Annotated in this window: 19 protein-coding genes; 10 read left to right on the top strand and 9 right to left on the bottom strand. The window is 70.3% G+C overall.

Features of this window, described 5'->3' with window-relative positions:
* The first annotated feature begins 55 nt into the window (after positions 1 to 55).
* Genes AC0QTQ_RS16485 through AC0QTQ_RS16510 form a run of 6 tightly spaced genes read left to right on the top strand, consistent with a single transcriptional unit; the run spans position 56 to position 4,455 of the window.
* The gene (locus AC0QTQ_RS16485; protein WP_121533472.1) at positions 56 to 1,021 is read left to right on the top strand and encodes an aspartate carbamoyltransferase catalytic subunit; all 966 of its coding nucleotides are present in this window, start codon (positions 56 to 58) and stop codon (positions 1,019 to 1,021) included.
* A complete protein-coding gene (locus AC0QTQ_RS16490; protein WP_121533474.1) occupies positions 1,014 to 1,499 on the top strand; it encodes a hypothetical protein in 486 nt (161 codons plus the stop codon). Before AC0QTQ_RS16485 ends, AC0QTQ_RS16490 begins: the two co-directional genes overlap by 8 nt.
* The gene (locus AC0QTQ_RS16495) at positions 1,496 to 2,077 is read left to right on the top strand and encodes a hypothetical protein (RefSeq protein WP_480257469.1); all 582 of its coding nucleotides are present in this window, start codon (positions 1,496 to 1,498) and stop codon (positions 2,075 to 2,077) included. The genes AC0QTQ_RS16490 and AC0QTQ_RS16495 overlap by 4 nt, the downstream gene beginning before the upstream one ends.
* Positions 2,074 to 3,351, top strand: coding sequence for a dihydroorotase (gene pyrC / locus AC0QTQ_RS16500; RefSeq protein WP_480257470.1), 1,278 nt, complete (start codon positions 2,074 to 2,076; stop codon positions 3,349 to 3,351). The genes AC0QTQ_RS16495 and pyrC overlap by 4 nt, the downstream gene beginning before the upstream one ends.
* A 20-nt stretch (positions 3,352 to 3,371) precedes the next feature.
* Complete coding sequence (gene plsY, locus AC0QTQ_RS16505; protein ID WP_121533480.1) at positions 3,372 to 3,980, top strand: glycerol-3-phosphate 1-O-acyltransferase PlsY; 609 nt, start codon at positions 3,372 to 3,374, stop codon at positions 3,978 to 3,980.
* Positions 3,981 to 4,029: 49 nt separating this feature from the next.
* On the top strand, positions 4,030 to 4,455 hold the full coding sequence (locus AC0QTQ_RS16510) for a DUF805 domain-containing protein (RefSeq protein ID WP_480257471.1): 426 nt from the start codon (positions 4,030 to 4,032) through the stop codon (positions 4,453 to 4,455).
* Between the two features lie 152 nt (positions 4,456 to 4,607).
* Here AC0QTQ_RS16510 and AC0QTQ_RS16515 read toward each other — a convergent pair whose 3' ends face one another.
* Genes AC0QTQ_RS16515 through AC0QTQ_RS16525 form a run of 3 tightly spaced genes read right to left on the bottom strand, consistent with a single transcriptional unit; the run spans position 4,608 to position 7,269 of the window.
* On the bottom strand, positions 4,608 to 5,978 hold the full coding sequence (locus AC0QTQ_RS16515; RefSeq protein ID WP_480257472.1) for a glutamate--cysteine ligase: 1,371 nt from the start codon (positions 5,976 to 5,978) through the stop codon (positions 4,608 to 4,610).
* A 44-nt stretch (positions 5,979 to 6,022) separates the two neighbouring features.
* Complete coding sequence (locus AC0QTQ_RS16520) at positions 6,023 to 6,547, bottom strand: hypothetical protein (RefSeq protein WP_480257473.1); 525 nt, start codon at positions 6,545 to 6,547, stop codon at positions 6,023 to 6,025.
* On the bottom strand, positions 6,544 to 7,269 hold the full coding sequence (locus tag AC0QTQ_RS16525) for a 16S rRNA (uracil(1498)-N(3))-methyltransferase (protein ID WP_480257474.1): 726 nt from the start codon (positions 7,267 to 7,269) through the stop codon (positions 6,544 to 6,546). The genes AC0QTQ_RS16520 and AC0QTQ_RS16525 overlap by 4 nt, the downstream gene beginning before the upstream one ends.
* A gap of 30 nt (positions 7,270 to 7,299) precedes the next feature.
* Here AC0QTQ_RS16525 and ubiA point away from each other — a divergent pair, with 30 nt between their 5' ends.
* From ubiA to AC0QTQ_RS16540, 3 genes are all read left to right on the top strand, one after another.
* Positions 7,300 to 8,250: a 4-hydroxybenzoate octaprenyltransferase gene (gene ubiA, locus AC0QTQ_RS16530; RefSeq protein ID WP_480257475.1), complete on the top strand. Its 951-nt coding sequence runs from the start codon at positions 7,300 to 7,302 to the stop codon at positions 8,248 to 8,250.
* Positions 8,251 to 8,311: 61 nt separating this feature from the next.
* Complete coding sequence (locus AC0QTQ_RS16535) at positions 8,312 to 10,675, top strand: OmpA family protein (RefSeq protein WP_480257476.1); 2,364 nt, start codon at positions 8,312 to 8,314, stop codon at positions 10,673 to 10,675.
* A gap of 17 nt (positions 10,676 to 10,692) precedes the next feature.
* Positions 10,693 to 11,025, top strand: a complete 333-nt coding sequence (locus AC0QTQ_RS16540; protein ID WP_480257477.1) for a hypothetical protein — start codon at positions 10,693 to 10,695, stop codon at positions 11,023 to 11,025.
* A 142-nt stretch (positions 11,026 to 11,167) separates the two neighbouring features.
* Here AC0QTQ_RS16540 and AC0QTQ_RS16545 read toward each other — a convergent pair whose 3' ends face one another.
* From AC0QTQ_RS16545 to AC0QTQ_RS16570, 6 genes are all read right to left on the bottom strand, one after another.
* Complete coding sequence (locus AC0QTQ_RS16545) at positions 11,168 to 11,395, bottom strand: formate dehydrogenase subunit delta (protein ID WP_480257478.1); 228 nt, start codon at positions 11,393 to 11,395, stop codon at positions 11,168 to 11,170.
* Positions 11,392 to 12,177 (bottom strand): formate dehydrogenase accessory sulfurtransferase FdhD, encoded by a 786-nt coding sequence (fdhD, locus tag AC0QTQ_RS16550; protein ID WP_480257479.1) that lies wholly within the window; start codon positions 12,175 to 12,177, stop codon positions 11,392 to 11,394. Before fdhD ends, AC0QTQ_RS16545 begins: the two co-directional genes overlap by 4 nt.
* Positions 12,174 to 15,050 carry a formate dehydrogenase subunit alpha gene (fdhF, locus tag AC0QTQ_RS16555; RefSeq protein ID WP_480257480.1) on the bottom strand — a complete coding sequence of 959 codons (2,877 nt, stop codon included), beginning with the start codon at positions 15,048 to 15,050 and terminating at the stop codon, positions 12,174 to 12,176. Before fdhF ends, fdhD begins: the two co-directional genes overlap by 4 nt.
* The gene (locus tag AC0QTQ_RS16560; RefSeq protein WP_480257481.1) at positions 15,047 to 16,573 is read right to left on the bottom strand and encodes an NADH-ubiquinone oxidoreductase-F iron-sulfur binding region domain-containing protein; all 1,527 of its coding nucleotides are present in this window, start codon (positions 16,571 to 16,573) and stop codon (positions 15,047 to 15,049) included. Before AC0QTQ_RS16560 ends, fdhF begins: the two co-directional genes overlap by 4 nt.
* Complete coding sequence (locus AC0QTQ_RS16565; RefSeq protein WP_121533502.1) at positions 16,570 to 17,022, bottom strand: formate dehydrogenase subunit gamma; 453 nt, start codon at positions 17,020 to 17,022, stop codon at positions 16,570 to 16,572. The genes AC0QTQ_RS16560 and AC0QTQ_RS16565 overlap by 4 nt, the downstream gene beginning before the upstream one ends.
* Positions 17,023 to 17,122: 100 nt before the next feature.
* Positions 17,123 to 17,995, bottom strand: coding sequence for a LysR family transcriptional regulator (locus AC0QTQ_RS16570; protein ID WP_480257482.1), 873 nt, complete (start codon positions 17,993 to 17,995; stop codon positions 17,123 to 17,125).
* 144 nt (positions 17,996 to 18,139) lie between these two features.
* Between AC0QTQ_RS16570 and AC0QTQ_RS16575 the strand changes: the two genes are divergently transcribed.
* Positions 18,140 to 18,958, top strand: a complete 819-nt coding sequence (locus tag AC0QTQ_RS16575; protein ID WP_480257483.1) for a S49 family peptidase — start codon at positions 18,140 to 18,142, stop codon at positions 18,956 to 18,958.
* Position 18,959: the final 1 nt, after the last annotated feature.

The raw sequence follows: 18,959 nt of genomic DNA on the forward strand, positions 1-18,959 counted from the left end.
GGACGGATGCCCCCCCTTTTGCCATAAGCGGCCCCGGACAACTTCGGAGGCAGTCATGTCATTCCGCGCAAGGCATCTTCTGGGCATCGAGCATCTGGCGCCGGAGGAGATCCGGACCGTCCTCGATCTCGCCGACCGCTACGTCGAACTGAACCGCCGCACGGTGAAGCGCACCGACGTGCTCGCCGGCATGACGCAGATCAACATGTTCTTCGAGAACTCGACGCGCACGCAGTCGAGCTTCGAGCTGGCCGGCAAGCGGCTTGGCGCGGATGTGATGAACATGTCGATGCAGACCTCGTCGGTGAAGAAGGGCGAGACCCTGATCGACACCGCGCTGACGCTGAACGCGATGCACCCCGACCTGCTGGTGGTGCGCCACGCCAGTTCGGGCGCGGTCGAGCTGCTGTCGCAGAAGGTGAACTGCGCCGTCATCAACGCCGGCGACGGCAAGCACGAGCACCCGACGCAGGCGCTGCTCGACGCGCTGACGATCCGCCGCAGCAAGGGCCGGATCGAGGGGCTGACCGTGGCGATCTGCGGCGACGTCTCGCACAGCCGGGTGGCGCGCTCGAACCTGTTCCTGCTCGGCAAGATGAAGAACCGCATCCGCCTGATCGGGCCGCCGACGCTGATGCCCTCGGGGATCTCGGAATTCGGCTGCGAGGTCTTCGAGAACATGCGCGAGGGGCTCGAGGGCGCCGATGTGGTGATGATGCTGCGCCTGCAGAAGGAACGCATGGACGGCGGCTTCATCCCCTCGGAACGCGAGTATTTCTTCCGCTACGGGCTCGACGCCGAAAAGCTCGCCTGTGCGAAACCCGACGCGATCGTCATGCACCCCGGTCCGATGAACCGCGGCGTCGAGATCGACGGCACCATCGCCGACGACATCACCCGCTCGGTCATCCAGGACCAGGTCGAGATGGGCGTCGCGGTGCGCATGGCGGTGATGGATCTGCTCGCGCAGAACCTGCGCGCCGAGCGGGGCCGCGCCGCCGTCGGGGATGTCTATGTCTGAGATCAAGCGCGACAGCGTCCACGACTATCGCCCCGGCCCGGCCTCCGAGCTGCCGCTCGATCCGGGCGAGAAGGTCGCGGCGGTGTTCAGCGCCGATCCCCGGCGGTATTGGTATGACACGGCGGTTCTGGCCGGCATCGGCATCGTGCTGGTCTCGGCCGCGCTCGTGTGGATGGGCCACACCGACCAGATCGCGGTGGCCGCGCTGGCGATCGCCGTCGGCATGGCGCTGCGCGCGCTCTACTTCCGCTCCGAGGCCTTCGCGCGGCGCTGGCAGCTGACCGACCGGCGCCTTGTCGGACCGCAGGGGCGGCAGGTGATGCTGCTCGAGATCACCACCGTGCGCCGGCTAATGGGCGATGTGCAGATCGTCACCAAGGCCGGCGACAAGCACCTGATCAAGCATCTTGCCGACGGCGCCGCCGTGATGGCGGCGATCGAGGCAGCGCGGGCGAAACGCGCGAAGGTGAAGCGGTGAGCGACACGCCCGCCTCCGCCCCCGGCCCGGCCGCGGCAGACACGCCCCTGCCGCAGGTGGGCCGCGACGGCGCCGCCTTCTGGGGCGGGCTGCTGACCCCGGGCGAGACGCTGCGCTGGCACGGCGCCCCCGATCCGCGGCTGTTCACACCGGCAGGCGGGCCGGCGATCCTTGCCGTGCTTGCGGGCGGCGCCGGCACGGGGATCGTCATCGCCCTGCGCGCCGGAGGCTCGGCCGCGCAGGCGGTGGCGGGGATCGGGCTTTTCGTGCTCTCGGCGCTGCAGCTCGCCCGGCGCAGCGGCTTCGGCAACCGCCGGCTGCTCGACACCCGCTATGCGCTGAGCGACCGGGCGCTCTACATCGCGACGCTGCGCCCGGGCGCCGCCCCCTACCTCGAACGCTATCCGCTGACGCCGCAGCTGGCCGTCGGGCTTGGCCGCAATTCGGTCACCTTCCCGGTCGGCGTGATCCAGCGCAAGGACCGGCCCGAACGCCCGCTGATGCGCGGCTTCTTCCACATTCACGACGCGGCGGCGGTGCAGTCGCTGGTCCGCGAGATCCAGAGGGGAATGACATGACCCTGTTCCTGCAGAACGCCCGCCTGATCGACCCGGAGCACCTGACCGAGACCCCCGGCAACCTGCTGATCGAGGATGGCCGCATCGCGGCGCTTGGCGACATCGCCGCGCCCGAGGGGGCCAAGGTGATCGACTGCGCCGGCAAGTGCCTTGCGCCCGGCATCGTCGATCTCGGCGTGAAGATCGGCGAGCCGGGCGAGCGGCACAAGGAAAGCTTCCGCACCGCCGGGCGCGCGGCGGCGGCCGGCGGCATCACCACGGTGATCGCCCGCCCCGACACGCTGCCCTCGATCGACACCCCCGAATCGCTGGAATTCGCCACCCGGCGCGCGGCCGAGGCGCCGGTGCGCATCCGTCACATGGCGGCGCTGACCAAGGGCCGCGACGGCCGCGAGATGACCGAGATCGGCTTTCTCATGGACGCGGGTGCCGTCGCCTTCACCGATGCCGAGGCGGTGACCACCGACGCCAAGGTGCTCAGCCGCGCCTTCACCTATGCCCGCGCGCTTGGCGCGATGGTGGTGGGCCACCCGCAGGAGCCGGGGCTGAGCCATGGCGCCGCCGTCACCTCGGGCAAGTTCGCCTCGCTGCGCGGCCTGCCCGGCGTCAGCCCGATGGCCGAGCGCATCGGCCTTGAACGCGACCTCGCCCTCGTCGAGATGACCGGCGTGCGCTATCACGCCGACCAGATCACCTCGGCCGCATCGCTGCCGGCGCTTGCCCGCGCCAAGGCGGCGGGGCTCGACGTCACCGCGGGCGTCTCGATCCATCACCTGACGCTGAACGAATTCGACGTCGGCGATTACCGCACCTTCTTCAAGATGACGCCGCCGCTGCGGTCCGAAGAGGACCGTCTGGCCGCGGTGCAGGCGGTGGCCGACGGGCTGATCGACGTGATCTGCTCGATGCACACGCCCGCCGACGAGGAAAGCAAGCGCCTACCCTTCGAGCAGGCGGCCTCGGGTGCGGTCGGGCTCGAGACGCTGCTGCCCGCGGCGCTGCGGCTTTACCACGCCGGCGCGCTGAGCCTGCCGCAGCTGTTCCGCGCGATGGCGCTGAACCCGGCGAAACGGCTGGGCCTCGCGCAGGGCCGGCTGGCCGAGGGGGCGCCCGCCGACCTCGTTCTCTTCGATCCGGATGCGCCTTTCGTTCTTGATCGCTTTACCCTGCACTCGAAATCGAAGAATACCCCCTTCGACGGCACCCGGATGGAAGGCAAAGTTCTTGCCACATTCGTCGCCGGGGTGCAGGTTTATCCGCATAACGAAAAATAAAAGAACGAGGCAGAGCAGTGATGCCTGGAATGGAGAACGGGGCCGCGGTGCTGACCGGGGTGGCGGTGCTGGGCTATCTGCTCGGCGCCATTCCCTTTGGGGTGGTGGTCACCCGGCTGATGGGGCTGGGCGATCTGCGCACGATCGGCTCGGGCAATATCGGCGCGACGAACGTGCTGCGCACCGGGCACAAGGGCGCGGCGCTGGCCACGCTGCTGCTCGATTCGGGCAAGGGCGCGGTGGCGGTGCTGCTCGCGCGTTATTTCCTCGACGACACCGCGGCGCAGATCGCGGGCGGCGCGGCCTTCGTCGGCCATCTCTACCCGGTGTGGCTGCGCTTTCGTGGCGGCAAGGGCGTGGCGACCTTCCTCGGCACGCTGATCGCGCTTGCCTGGCCGGTCGGCCTCGCCGCCTGCGCGGTCTGGCTGGTGACCGCGGCGCTCAGCCGGATCTCCTCGCTCTCCGCCCTCGTCTCGGCCGCGACCGCGGTGCCGCTCGCCCTCGCGCTCGGCCACCGCGAGATGATGCTGCTGGTGGCGGCGATGGCGGTGCTGATCTTCTGGCGCCACCGCGCCAATATCCAGCGCCTTGCCCAGGGGCGCGAGCCGAAGATCGGAAAGAAGGGTTGATCCCGGCGCGCTTCGCTGGCCAGATGCGCGCATCAGCCAGGAGGCCCCGATGGATTTTCAGACCGCCGTTCGCTCGTCATTGACGAAATATGCCACCTTTTCCGGCCGCGCCGCGCGCTCGGAATACTGGTGGTTCGTCCTCTTCGCCTTTCTCGGCCAGATCGTGCTGAACATCGTCGATTCGATGCTGTTCGGCACCGGCCGCTTCATGCATGGCCCGGGCTATGCCAGCTGGGTCAGCAACGGCGGCCCGCTGAGCACGATCTTCACCCTGGCGATCCTGGTGCCGATGATCGCGGTCGGGGTGCGGCGGTTGCATGACCTCGACAAGTCGGGCTGGTGGCTGCTGATCGCCTTCATTCCGCTCATTGGCGGGCTGATCCTGCTGTTCTTCTTCGTCCAGCCCTCGCAGCCCGGTACCAACCGCTTCGGGCCGCAGCCGGGCAACACGCCGCCGCCGGTGCCGATGGGCTGAGCCGTCGCGGGGGGCGCTGCCCCCCGGCTGCATCCGCAGCCTCCCCCCGAGGTATTTTGGGCAAGATGAAACACCCCCCATTCATCTTGCCCAAAATACCTCGGGGTGAACTGGCCGCAGGCCAGGAGGGGCAGCGCCCCTCCCTGTCCGTCTCAATAGCTGTAATCGGCGTAGATCTTGGTCAGATCGCCGTTCCAGTCGCCCGTGTAGCGATCAAGCAGCTCGTCGGCCGGCACCTTGCCGGTCTCGATCGATTCCTCGAGCGCATTGAGGAAATGCGTCTCGTCGGGGATCAGACCGTTCGCCGAGGGGCGCGCCCGCGCGGCGAGGCCGGTCTTCGCGATCGCCACCACCTCGCGCGCGAGGTCGTGGAGCTTCACGCCTCCGGCCTCGCCCTGCAGCGCATCCTTGGCAGCGGCGCGGCGCAGACCCTCGCGGGTGGCCTCGTCCCAGCCCTTCACCAGATCCCAGGCGGCATCGAGCGCGCCCTGGTCGTACATCAGCCCGACCCAGAGCGCCGGCAGCGCGCACAGCCGCCGCCACGGCCCGCCGTCGGCGCCGCGCATCTCGATGTATTTCTTCACCCTCGCCTCGGGGAAGACGGTGGTCAGGTGGTCGGCCCAGTCGGAGAGCGTCGGCTTCTCGCCCGGCAGTGCCGGCAGCTCGCCCTTGAGGAAGTCGCGGAAGGACTGGCCAAGCGCGTTGATGTACTGCCCGTCGCGGTAGACGAAATACATCGGCACATCGAGAACATAATCGACATAGCGCTCGTAGCCCGCGCCGTCCTCGAACATGAAGGGCAGCATGCCGGTGCGGGCGGGGTCGAGGTTCTGCCAGACATTGCCGCGCCACGACTTGAAGCCATTGGGCTTGCCGTCAAGGAAGGGCGAGTTCGCGAACAGCGCCGTCGCCACCGGCTGCAGCGCCAGCGCCACGCGCATCTTCTGCACCATGTCCGCCTCGGAGGCGAAGTCGAGGTTCACCTGCACCGTGCAGGTGCGGTACATCATCGTCTTGCCCATGGTGCCGACCTTGTCCATGTAGTCGGTCATCAGCCGGTAGCGGCCCTTGGGCATCATCGGCATCTCGTCCCCGCGCCAGATCGGCGCGGCGCCAAGGCCGATGAACTTCGCCCCGATCCGGTCGGCCACCGCATGCACCTCGCGCAGGTGCTCGCCGACCTCGGAGCAGGTGTCGTGGATCGTCTCGAGCGGCGCGCCCGACAGTTCCAGCTGCCCGCCCGGTTCCAGGCTGACATTGGCGCCGTTCTGGGTCAGGCCGATGATCTTGCCCTGCTCGAGCACCGGCTCCCAGCCGAAGCCGTCGCGCAGCCCCTCGAGCATCGCCTTGATCGAGCGCGGCCCCTCGTAGGGCAGCGGCGTCAGGCTGTCGGCGAGATAACCGAACTTCTCGTGCTCGGTGCCGATGCGCCAGTCGGCGCGCGGCTTCTCGCCCGAGGCGATGTATTCGGCGAGCTGCTCGAACCGTTCGATCGGGCCTCCGCCCTGCTGGGGAATGGACATGCACGCGCCTTTCTTGCGGAAACCGAGGGCAACAGGTGGCGCTATCAGCGCGCCGAGTCAAGGGAGGCGCGCGTGGGCCGGCTCCACAGGCTCTGTGCGACCTCGCGCCGATCGAGCGCGGCGGCAAGCCGGCCCATGTCGATGCCGGGCAGCGCCGCGAAGGCGTCATAGAGCGCCGGGGCACCCGCCGCCGCGACCGGGATCAGCAGGGCCTGCCCGTCGCCGGTCTTCAACCGCCAGTGCTGCGCGCCGCGCAGGGTGAGCAGGCGGATCTCGGCCAGATCGGCAAGCGCGATATAGCCGCCCAGCACCGTGCTGCCGGCACCGAAATAGCCGATCCGCCCCTCGTCCACCTCGACAAGGCCCGGATCGGTCACCGCCCGGGCAAAGCGCGTGCGGCGCAGTGCCGTTCCTGCCCAGACCAGGGCCAGCGCGCACAGGCCAAGCCCGAGCGGGCCCAGCAGCCAGCCGCCGCGCGTCGCGATCCAGAGCCCGAGTGCCGCGGTGCCCGCCGCCGCGAGGGTCTCGCGGTGGCGCTGCAGCGCCGCGCGCAGCTCGGGGCGGATCACCGCCAGTCTCCGAGCGCCGATTGCCACAGGGTGATCGCCGCGCAGGCGGCGGTGTCGGCGCGCAGGATGCGCGGGCCGAGCGAGACCGGCGTCACGAAGGGCAGCGCGCGCAGCCGCGCCCGCTCGGGCTCGGAAAACCCGCCCTCGGGGCCGATCAGGATCGCCCAGGGGCCGGGGGCGAGGCCCGCAAGCGTCTCGGCCGGCCCGACCAGGCTTTCGTCCGCCCACAGGATGCGCCGCGCCGGGTCCCAGCCGTCAAGCAGCCGGCGCAGCGGCACGAGGTCGGTGACCTCGGGCACGAAGGTGCCCAGGCATTGCTCGGCCGCCTCGAGTGCATGGGCCTGCAGCCGGTCCTGCCGGATCCGCTGCGCATTGGTGAACTCGGTCTGGACCGGCACGATCCGCGCACAGCCGAGCTCGGCCGCCTTCTCGACGATGAAGTCGGTGCGCTCCTTCTTGATCGGCGCGAAGATCAGCCACAGGTCCGGCGGGTCCAGCTGTGGCGCCGCCTGGCCAAGGCAGCTGAGCGTGCCCCCCTTCTTCGCGGCGGCAACGACCTCGGCGGTCCATTCGCCGTCGCGGCCGTTGAAGAGCGCCACCCGCGCCCCCGGTCCCTCGCGCATCACCGAAAACAGGTAATGCGCCTGCTCGGGCGTCAGGGGCACGGCTTGCCCCGGCCCCAGCGGGTGATCTACACACAGTCTGATCTTGGCGCGGTCCATGCGCGGAAATCTAGGGGAGGCACGGAACAAATGCCAGAGCTTCACGGCACGGTCGCGGATGCGGTGCAGGGCAACTGGGTGGACCGGCTGGCGCCGCCCGTGACGCGCCCCTATCTGCGGCTGGCGCGCGCCGACCGGCCGATCGGCACCTGGCTTCTGCTGATCCCCTGCTGGTGGGGGATTGCACTCGCCGCAGCCGCCGATGCGCCGCGGCTGTCGGACCTGTGGTGGGCGCTGGCCTGCACCGCCGGGGCGTTCCTGATGCGCGGCGCCGGCTGCACCTGGAACGACATCACCGACCGCGATTTCGACGGTTCGGTCGCCCGCACCCGCTCGCGCCCGATCCCCTCGGGCCAGGTCACGGTGAAGCAGGCGCTGGCCTTCATGGGGGCGCAGATCGCGGTCTCGGCGCTGCTGCTGCTGACCTTCAACGGCGCCTCGATCCTGATGGGCATCGTCGCACTGGTGCCGGTGGCGATCTATCCCTTCGCCAAGCGCTTCACCTGGTGGCCGCAGGCCTTCCTCGGCATCGCCTTCAACTGGGGCGCGCTGCTGGGCTGGGTCGCCCATGCCGGCAGCCTGAGCCTGGCGCCCGTGCTGCTTTACCTCTCCGGCCTGATCTGGACGCTGTTCTACGACACGATCTATGCCCATCAGGACAAGGAGGACGACGCACTGATCGGGGTGAAGTCGACGGCGCGGCTGTTCGGCACCGACACGGTGAAATGGCTCTCGGGTTTCCTTGTGGCCGTCGTGGCGCTGATGACTGCCGCGGTGCTGGCGGCGCTTCTGCCGACGGGGGTTCCGCCCCTTGTCCTCGTGCTTGCGCTCTGCGCGCCCTGGGGCATGGGCTGGCACATGCTGTGGCTGCTGCGCCAGCTCGACATCGACGACAATGACACCTGCCTGCGGTTGTTCCGCGCCACCCGCGACACCGGTCTGATCGCTGCGCTGTTTCTCGCCGTTGCCGCAATCGTGTGATTGATCCGCCCCGCCCCGCCCCGTAAGAGGTTGCCCACACACCGGAGGAGGCCCTGACTGCATGCGCTTGCGCACCACTCTCCTGACCACCGCCGCCGTCGCTTCCGCGCTCGTGCTCTCTGCCTTCGTCGCCGGCGGCTCGGCCACGATCATCGAGAAGCGTTCGCGCATGGCGGTGCGCGTCGCGCTTGAGAGCGCGGGCGTCAACTGGGTGCGCGCCGAGGCGGACGGGCTGCAGGTGATCTTGCTCGGCACCGCGCCCTCCGAGGCGGCGCGCTTTCGTGCCATCACCATCGCCGGCACCGTGGTCGACAGCGCCCGCATCGTCGACAGCACCGATGTCGAGGGCGCAGCGGCGATCGCGCCGCCCGAATTCTCGCTGCAGATGCTGCGCAATGATGAAGGCATCTCGCTGATCGGCCTCGTCCCCGCCGATACCGACCGCAAGGCGCTGATCGACGGGCTGCAGACCGCGCTTGGCGATCAGGGCACCGTCACCGACATGCTCGAACGCGCCGACTACCCGGTGCCCGCGGGCTGGCAGATGGCGCTCGACTTCGCCGTCGAGACGCTGAAGACCCTGCCGCGGGCGAAGATCTCGGTCGATCCGGGCCGGGTCGAGGTGCAGGCGATCACCGACAGCCCGGCCGAGAAGACCCGGATCGAGACCACCCTCGCCCGCCGCCGCCCGGTCGAGCTGAAACTGACCTCGGACATCTCGGCGCCGCGGCCGGTCATCACCCCCTTCACCCTGCGCTTCCTGATCGACTCGGTCGGCCCGCGCTTCGATGCCTGCTCGGCCGACACGACGCGGGCGCGCGACCGCATCCTTGCCGCCGCGCGGGCCGCCGGCGCGAAAGGCGCACAGGGCTGCACCGTCGGCATGGGCACGCCCTCGCCGCAATGGGCCGACGCGGTGGTGATGGGGATCAATGCGCTGAAGGAGATCGGCGCCGGCACGATCACCTTCTCGGATGGCGATATCGCGCTTTCGGCCAACGAGGGCACGGACCCCGCCGTCTTCGACAAGGTCGTGGGCGAGCTCGAATCGAACCTGCCCGAGGTGTTCTCGCTGAAGACCGAGCTGCAGAGGAAGGCCGACAAGGCCGGCGCCCGGCCCGAGTTCTCGGCGCTGCTGGGCGAGGACGGCAAGGTCGAACTGCGCGGCCGGGTGACGAACGAGCGTGGCCGCGAGGCGGTTGAGAGCTTTGCCCGCGCCCGCTTCGGCGCGAAAGCGGTCTATGGCGCGACCCGGATCGACGGCGAGCTGCCGCAGGGCTGGCCGGTGCGCACCCTTGCCGCACTCGAGGCGCTCGACAGCCTTGCGCAGGGCAGCGTGACGGTCACCCCCGACCTCGTCACGGTGAAGGGGGTGACCGGCGACGCCCAGGCCTCGGACACGATCTCGCGGGTGCTGACGCAGCGCCTTGGCGAGGGCGCGCGGATCGCGCTCGACGTGCGCTATGACCGCCGGCTCGACCCGGTGCTGGGCCTGCCCGACGGGCCCGAATGCGTGCGGCGGCTGAACGCCGTTCTGGCCGAGCAGAAGATCAGCTTCGAGCCCGGCTCGGCGGTGATCGCGGCCGCGGGCGAAAAGCCGATCGAGGCGCTGGCGAAGGCGATGAAGGATTGCCAGGATTTCCGCATGGAGATCGCCGGCCATACCGACAGCCAGGGCCGCGAGGAGATGAACCAGCAGCTCAGCCAGGATCGCGCGCTTGCCGTGCTGCATGCGCTGCGCGACCGCCGGGTGCTGACCGAGAACCTGGTGGCGAAGGGCTATGGCGAGAGCCAGCCGATCGCCGACAACGGCACCGAGGACGGGCGCGAGGCGAACCGCCGGATCGAATTCGTGCTGCTTGACGCGACCCCGGTCGAGACCGAGGGCGCGCCACTGCCCGCGCCCGAGGCCGCCCCCGTCACCGCGCCCGAGGAGCACGCGGCCCAGCTGCCCCCGGCGGCCGCAGCGGCGACACCCGATGCGGCGCAGGAGGTGCCGGCCGAGGACATGGCGCCCGATCTTTCGCCGCTCGACAGCCCCGATTTCTCGGGCAACGAGGGGCCGATGGAAGACGCGACGGGCGAGCCGCTCGCCGGCATGGGCGAGGAGCCCCCGCCCGAGGCGACGCCGCCCGCCGAGACCGACGCGACCGCGCCGGACGCGACGGCAGCCCCCACCGAGGCAACGTCCGCCGAGGCCCCTGCCCCGGACGCCGCGACCGCGCCCCCGGATCAGCCCGCCCCGGCAGCGGCAGAACCGGCCGCCCCGGCGGAACCGGCCGCCGAGACTGCCGCACCGCCCACGGTGTCGCCCGAGGTGGCCGCAGCCCAGGACCCGACGATCGAGATCCCGGTCGCCCCGGCCAAGGACTCGCCCGGCACGCCAAAACCCCGCCCCAAGGGGCTGAAGACCGACCAGAACTGAGGACGCGAGGGACCGCCATGAACAGACCCGAATTCATCTTCGCGACGGCGCTGATCCTGCTCGTCTTCTTCTTCCTGGGCTGGTTCGCCTCCTGGCTGATCCACCGTCTCACCCGGGTGAGCCAGGCCGACATGGGCGAGCTCGAGCAGATGGCGCAGGCGCTGCACGAGGCCGAGGAAACCCGCGACCGTGCCGTCGCCTATGCCGAAAGCCGCGAGGCCGAGCTGACGAACCACCTCAGCCAGGCAGAGGCCGAGCTGCGCGCCGCGATGGACGGGCTGCGCGACGCGCGACGCGAGGCCGAGGAGCTGCGCGACCATATCGAGCGGATGCAGAAGCGGATCGAGTGAACGGGGGCTGCCGCCCCTTCCTTGCCTGCGGCAAGGTCACCCCCGGGAGTACTTCTCCCAAGAAAACGCCGAAGACCCGGGGCTTTTCCTTGCGGAAAGGCTCCGGGGGAGTGTTCGGAACGAAGACGGGGGCAGCGCCCCCTCAGCCCGCCACGGGCACGCGCGCGGTGCGGATCAGCGGCATGGCGGCGGCGACGAGCGGATGCACGCCCCCGGCCCCGGCGGCGATCTGTGCGGCCAGGCCCGCGCGCATCGGCACCGACCAGTTCTCGTTCAGATGCGCGGCGACGGCCGCGGCACCATCGCCCGGCTGCACCTCGAAGAAGGTGGCGATCTGGTTCGCCATGCGGATGAGACGGTCCTCGCTCATGCGGCACTCTCCTCTGCCCCGGCGGGGCCTGTGTATCGGGTGAAACCGTCGCGCCCGCGCGCGATCAGCGCAAGCCCCGCCGCCCCGGCCTCGGCCACCGCAAGTGCGGTCGGCGCCGAGGGCGAGATCAGCGCCGCGGCGCCAAGGGTCGCGGCCTTCTGCACCAGATCGACCGAGAGCCGCGAGGTCATCACCACCGCCCCGCCTTCGGTCGCGATGCCGGCACGGGCCAGAGCCCCGGCAAGCTTGTCGAGCGCATTGTGCCGGCCGACGTCCTCGCGCAGAGAGATCAGCCCCGCGGCCTCGGTCCAGAAGCCCGCCGCGTGAACCGCGCGGGTCGCATCCTGCAGCGCCTGCGCGGCGCGCAGATCGTCGAGCGCCCGGGCCGCCTGTGCGGGCGTCGGCGCCGCATGCATCGGCCGCGCCGGCAGCTGCCGCAGCGCCTGCTCGAGACTGTCGAGCCCGCACAACCCGCAGCCCACCGGCCCCGCCATCGCACGGCGCCGCGCGGCAAAGCGGGCGCCCGCGGGGGCGGCAAGCCAGGCCCGCGCCTCGATCCCGCGTGGCTGCGCGACGATCTCCGTGCGCAGGATCTCGGCCGGGCCGTCGATCAGCCCCTCGGCCAGCGCAAAGCCCAGCACGAAATCCTCAAGGTCGGCAGGCGTCGCCATCATCACCGCCTGCGTCGCCCCGTCATAGACGAGCGCCACCGGCACCTCCTCGGCCAGCACCTCGGTGCCGGCCGGGACGGGAACACGCCTGGCCCCCGCCGGCAGGCTCATTCCGCGGCCTCGATCCGGCGGGCGGCCTCGCTCAGCGCCTCGTAGCCCTCCTGCCAGTCCGAGGGCCCGTTCGACAGCCCCACCTGCACCGCCGTCACCTTGTATTCCGGGCAGTTCGTCGCCCAGTCGGAATTGTCGGTGGTGACAACGTTCGCCTGCGTCGTCGGGTGGTGGAAGGTGGTGTAGACGACGCCGGGCGAGACCCGCGTGGTCAGCGTCGCGCGCAGCGTGGTCTCGCCCGCGCGGCTGGCGAGCCGGACCCAGTCGCCGTCCTTGATGCCGCGCGTCTCGGCGTCATGGGGGTGGATCTCCAGCCGGTCCTCGGGGTGCCAGACCACGTTCTCGGTGCGCCGGGTCTGGGCGCCGACGTTGTAATGGCTGAGGATCCGGCCGGTGGTCAGCAGCAGCGGGAAGCGCGGGCCGGTGCGTTCGTCGGTCGGCACATAGGCGGTGCGGATGAACCGGCCCTTGCCGCGCACGAAGCCCTCGACATGCATGATCGGCGAGCCCTCGGGCGCCGCGTCATTGCACGGCCATTGCACCGAGCCGCGTTCGTCCAGCATCTCGTAGGTGACGCCGGCAAAGCCCGGGGTGGTCGCGGCAATCTCGGCCATGATCTCGCGCGGGTGGGTATAGCTCCAGCCCGCACCCATGGCGTTCGCCAGGAGCTGCGTCACCTCCCAGTCGGCATAGCCCGCCTTCGGCGCCATCACCCGGCGCACCGGGTTGATCCGGCGCTCGGCATTGGTGAAGGTGCCGTCCTTCTCGAGGAAGGTCGAGCCGGGCAGGAAGACATGGGCGTAATTCGCGGTCTCGTTCAGGAAGAGATCATGCACGATGACGCAGTCCATCGCCGCAAGGCCCGCCGAGACGTGGCGGGTGTCGGGATCGGATTGCAGGATATCCTCGCCCTGGACATAGAGCCCCTTGAACTGCCCGGCCACCGCGGCGTCGAGCATGTTCGGGATCCGCAGCCCGGGTTCGGGATCGAGCGACACGCCCCAGGCCTTCTCGAAGATCGCCCGCGCGGTGTCGTCCGAGACATGGCGATAGCCCGGCAGCTCGTGCGGGAAGCTGCCCATGTCGCAGCTGCCCTGCACGTTGTTCTGCCCGCGCAGCGGGTTCACCCCCACGCCCTCGCGGCCGATGTTGCCGGTCATCATCGCGAGGTTGGCGATGGCGATGACGGTGGTCGAGCCCTGCGAATGTTCGGTCACGCCGAGGCCGTAATAGATCGCCGCATTGGGGGCGGCGGCATAGGCGCGCGCGGCGTCGCGGATCGTCGCCGCGGGCACGCCGGTCAGCGCCTCGACCGCCTCGGGGGCATAATCCGGGTTGGTGACGAATTCGACGTAATCGGCCCATTCATCGAGATCGCAGCGCTCGGCGATGAAGGTGTCATCGGTCAGATGCTCGGTCACGATCACATGCGCCATCGCGGTCAGCACCGCGACATTGGTGCCCGGGCGCAGCGGCAGGTGCCAGCTCTGGCCCAGATGCGCGGTGTCGAGCAGGTCGATCCGCCGCGGGTCGATCACGATCAGCTTCGCCCCCGCCCGCAGCCGCTTGCGCAGCCGCGAGCCGAAGACCGGGTGGCCGTCGGTCGGGTTCGCGCCGATGACGAGCGCCAGATCGGTCTTCTCGACGGAGTCGAAATCCTGCGTGCCGGCCGAGGTGCCGAAGGTCTGCTTCAGCCCGTAGCCGGTGGGCGAGTGGCAGACGCGGGCGCAGGTGTCGGTGTTGTTGGTGCCGAAGACCGCGCGGGCCAGCTTTTGCACGAGGAAGGTTTCCTCGTTGGTGCAGCGCGACGAGGTGATCACCCCGACCGCATCCTTGCCATGCGCCGCCTGGATCGCGTGCAGACGGGTCGCGGCGAAGCTCAGCGCCTCGTCCCAGCTGACCTCGCGCCAGGGGTCGGTGATGCGCTCGCGCACCATCGGTTTCAGGATCCGGTCGCGGTGCGTGGCATAGCCCCAGGCGAAGCGGCCCTTCACGCAGGAATGGCCGCGGTTCGCCTTGCCGCCCTTCCAGGGCACCATCCGCACCAGCTCCTCGCCGCGCATCTCGGCCTTGAAGGCGCAGCCGACGCCGCAATAGGCACAGGTGGTGATGACCGACCGTTCCGGCGTGCCGATCTCCTCGACCGATTTCTCGACCAGGGTCGCGGTCGGGCAGGCCTGCACGCAGGCGCCGCAGCTCACGCAATCGGAGGAGAGGAAATCGGGCGCGGCGGGCGAGATCCGGGCATCGAAGCCGCGCCCCTCGATGGTCAGCGCGAAGGTGCCCTGCACCTCTTCGCAGGCCCGCACGCAGCGCATGCAGACGATGCACTTCGCCGGGTCATAGCTGAAATAGGGGTTCGAGACGTCCTTCGCGATGTAGCGCGGGTTCGCCTCGCCATTCGCGCGCACCTCGAAATGGTTTTCGCCCCTGGCATAGCGCACCTCGCGCAGGCCGACGGCACCGGCCATGTCCTGCAACTCGCAATCGCCGTTCGCGGCGCAGGTCAGGCAATCGAGCGGGTGGTCGGAGATGTAAAGCTCCATCACCCCGCGGCGCAGCTTGGCCAGCTGCGCGGTCTGGGTATGGACCTGCATCCCCTCGCTGACCGGCGTGGTGCAGGAGGCCGGCGTGCCGCGCATGCCGTCGATCTCGACCATGCACAGCCGGCACGAGCCGATCGGCTCGAGGCTGTCGGTGGCGCAAAGCTTCGGGATGGTGATCCCGGCCTCGGCCGCGGCGCGCATCACCGAGGTGCCCGCGGGCACGGTGACGGCCACACCGTCGATCACCAGATGCACCGGCTTGCCCGCGCGCGCGGGCGTGCCCATGTCCTTGGTCCAGCCGGGTTCGGGGATGATGAAGTCCTTCATTCTGCCGCCTCCCGGACAGGGGTGAATTCCTCGGGGAAATGTCGCAACGCGCTTTGCACCGGATAGGGGGTGAAGCCGCCAAGGGCGCACAGCGAGCCGGTCTTCATCAGCTCGCACAGGTCGTCGAGCAGGGCGAGCGCCGCGCCGTCGCCCGCCGCGATGCGGTCGAGCGTCTCGACGCCCCGCACCGCGCCGATGCGGCAGGGCGTGCACTTGCCACAGCTTTCGACGGCACAGAATTCCATCGCGAAACGGGCCAGCGCCATCATGTCGGCACTGTCGTCATGCACGACGAGACCCGCGTGTCCGACCAGCCCCTTCTGCTCGGCGAAGCATTCGTAGCAGAAGGCCAGCTCGAAGTCCGACACCGGGTGATAGGCGCCGAGCGGCCCGCCCACCTGCACCGCCTTCACCGGCCGTCCCGAGGCCGTGCCGCCTGCGATGTCATTGACAATTTCACCCAATGTGATGCCGAAACCGGTCTCGAACAGGCCACCGAATTTCACATTTCCCGCAATTTGCAGCGGAATGGTGCCGCGCGAGCGACCGATGCCGATGGCACTGTAGGCCTCGGGCCCCTCGGCCATGATCCACGGCACGGCGGCAAGCGAGAGCACGTTGTTGACCACCGTCGGCGCGGCCATGAAGCCCTGAAGCGCGGGCAGCGGCGGCTTTGCCCGCACCACGCCGCGCTTGCCCTCGAGGCTGTTCAGCAGCGAGGTCTCCTCGCCGCAGACATAGGCGCCGGCGCCCTCGCGGATCTCCATGTGGAAGGCGTGACCGGTGCCGAGGATGGCATCCCCGATCACCCCCGCCGCGGTCGCGATCCCGACCGCGCGGCGCATCACCGCGATCGCGTCGGGATATTCGGAACGAATGTAGACGAAGCCCTGCGTCGCACCGGTGGCAAGGGCGGCGATCGCCATCCCCTCGATCAGGCAGAAGGGGTCGCCCTCCATCAGCATGCGGTCGGCGAACGAGCCGCTGTCGCCCTCGTCGGCGTTGCACACGATGTATTTCTTCGGCGCGCGGGCGAGCTGCACGGTGCGCCACTTGATCCCGGTCGGAAAGCCCGCACCGCCACGCCCGCGCAGCCCCGAGGTGACGACGTCGTCGACGATCTCCTCGGGCTTCTTCGCCAGCGCCACGCGCAGCCCCGCAAGGCCGCCGCCCGCCTCGTAGTCGGACAGGCTGAGCGGATCGGTGCGGCCGCAGCGGGCGAAGGTCAGCCGGGTCTGGCGCTTGAAGAAGGGGATCTCCTCGGTCGGGCCAAGCGCCTTCGGATGCTTCGCGGGGGCCGCGAACAGCGACGGCACGTCGGCCACCGTCATCGGGCCGAAGCCAAGCCGGCCCTCGGGCGCCTCGATCTCGACCAGCGGCTCGAGCCAGACCATGCCGCGCGTGCCGTTGCGGATGATCTCGACCGGAATGCCGCGCCGCGCCGCCTCGGCCGCGATCGCCGCCGCCACCGCATCCGCGCCGCAGGCCCTGGCCGCCGCATCTGCCGGAACCCAGAATCTCATGCCCGCATCTCCTCGGCCAGCGCATCGACTGCGGCGGCATCGAGCCGCCCCACCAGCCGCCCGTCGACCTGCGCGGCCGGCGCACAGGCGCAGAGCCCGAGGCAATAGACCGCCTCGAAGGTGATGCCGTCCTTCGTCTCGCCGATCTTCTGGCCCAAAGCGCGTTCGAGCCGCGCCTGCAGCGCGACGCCGCCCATCGCCTGACAGGCCTCGGCCCGGCACAGCTTCAGCACATGGCGCCCCGCGGGCTGGCGGCGGAAGTCGTGGTAGAAGCCGATCACCCCCGCCACCTCGGCCCGACTGAGCCGCAGCGCCGTGGCGATCGGGTCGAGCGCCGCCTCGGGGATGAAGCCGAATTCCGCCTGCACGTCGTGCAGGATCGGCAGCAGCGCGCCCTCGCGCTCGGCATGGGAAGCGACGATCTCGCTCAGTCGCGCCGTGTCGGTCATGGCTCTCCTCCCTCAGGTCAGGGCCGGTTGGCTTACCGCCCGATACCGCAGCGCGATAGGCCAATCAACGGCAAGACCCCCGTTGATTGATAGACAACGTCTATCGCTCGGCGATCCGCTCGGCCTCTTCCAACAGCGCGCGCAGGCTGGGCGTGTGGGTGGCGCGATGGCCGACGACAAGGCCCACGGCATGACTCGCCTCGGGCGAGGTCAACGGCCGCGCGACACAGCCCGCCGGCAGCGCCGAGCCCTCGCTCAGCGCCTCGGCCAGGATCGCGGCCCAACTGCCGGTCGCGACATGGGACAGAAGCGCGAGTGTCGAGTTCGACTCGACCCGCGGCGCCACCTCGACCCCGGCCGAGGCCAGATGCGCATCGATCAGCCGGCGGTTCTGCATGTCGGGGGTGAGCAGGCACAGCGGCCGGGTCGCGGCCTCGGCCCAGTTCAACGGCCCGGTCTCGTCGCCGCGCTCGACCAGCCGATAGCGCTCGACCCACAGGGGCACGGCATCGAGCCGCCCGGGCTCGGCGCCCTCGAGATAGGTGATCCCGGCATCAAGCGCCTGCGCCGCGATCCCCTCGCGGATCTCGGCCGAGCTGCGCGACAGGAGCGTCACCCGCGCGGCGCGGTTGCGGGAAAGGAACGGCCCGGTCAGCCGCGCCACCCGCGGCAGCGCGGTGGGAATGACGCCGATGCGCAGATGCCCCGCCACGCCGAACCGCGCCTCGCGCATCTCGTCCTGCATCGCGCGCGCCTCGCCGACGATGCGGCGGGCATGCTCGAGCACCCGCTGCCCCTCGGGCGTCAGCCCCTGAAAGCGCGCGCCGCGCAGCACCAGCTGCACGCCGAGACTTTCCTCGAGCGCGCGGATCGCCGAGCTGAGCGTCGGCTGCGTCACGCCATAAACCGCCGCCGCGCGGCCGAAATGGCCTTCGCGCGCCAGCACCATGAACATCTCGAGCTTGTCGATCATCGCGCCACGCTAGCCGCCCGCGCGGCGCGGCGCCAGAGCCCGGCGGCCGCTTTCCGCGGCAAGCGCCCCGCAGGGCGGGGAAATTCGGTAAAACCCCGGCGCCGCGGCTTGTTCACGCGAATGTGCCCCCCTACATCGAGGCACATGGACCTTGCCCGCCTCTTCCCGCGCCGCCGCGCGCCCCGTGTCGCCCTGATCCGCCTGCAAGGTGCGATCGGCATCACCCGCCCCGGGTCGCCGGGCCTATCGGACGCGGCGCTTGCGCCGGTGATCGAGCGCGCCTTTCGCAAGGGCAAGCCCGCCGCCGTGGCGCTGGTGATCAACTCGCCCGGCGGCTCGCCGGTGCAAAGCTCGCTGATCGCCGCACGGATCCGGCGGCTTGCCGACGAGACCCATGTGCCCGTCCATGCCTTCGTCGAGGATGTGGCGGCCTCGGGCGGCTATTGGCTGGCCTGCGCGGCCGATGACATCTGGGCCGACGAGACCTCGGTCGTGGGCTCGATCGGAGTGATCTCGTCAGGCTTCGGGCTGGACGAGCTGATCGCGAAACACGGGATCGAGCGGCGGGTGCACACCGCGGGCGGCTCGAAGAGCTTCCTCGACCCGTTCCGCCCGGAAAAGCCCGAGGACATCGCCCGCCTGACCCGGCTCCTTGAGGACATGCACCGCGCCTTCAAGGCCCATGTCACCACGCGGCGTGGCACCCGGCTGAGCGGCGCGGATCTGTTCACCGGCGAGGTCTGGACCGGCGCGCAGGCGGTGGCCACCGGGCTCATTGACGGCACGGCCCATGCGGTGCCGAAGCTGAAGGCGCTTTACGGCGACAAGGTGCGGATCGTGCCGGCGAACGGGCCGCGCCGGTCCTGGCTGCGGCTGCTGGGCGCGGGACTTGGCGCCGAGGTCGCGGGCGCGCTGCTCGACACCACCGAGGAGCGCGCGCTCTGGGCGCGCTACGGGCTGTGAC

It is taken from the genome of Paenirhodobacter sp. YD-8 (genome assembly GCF_056590935.1).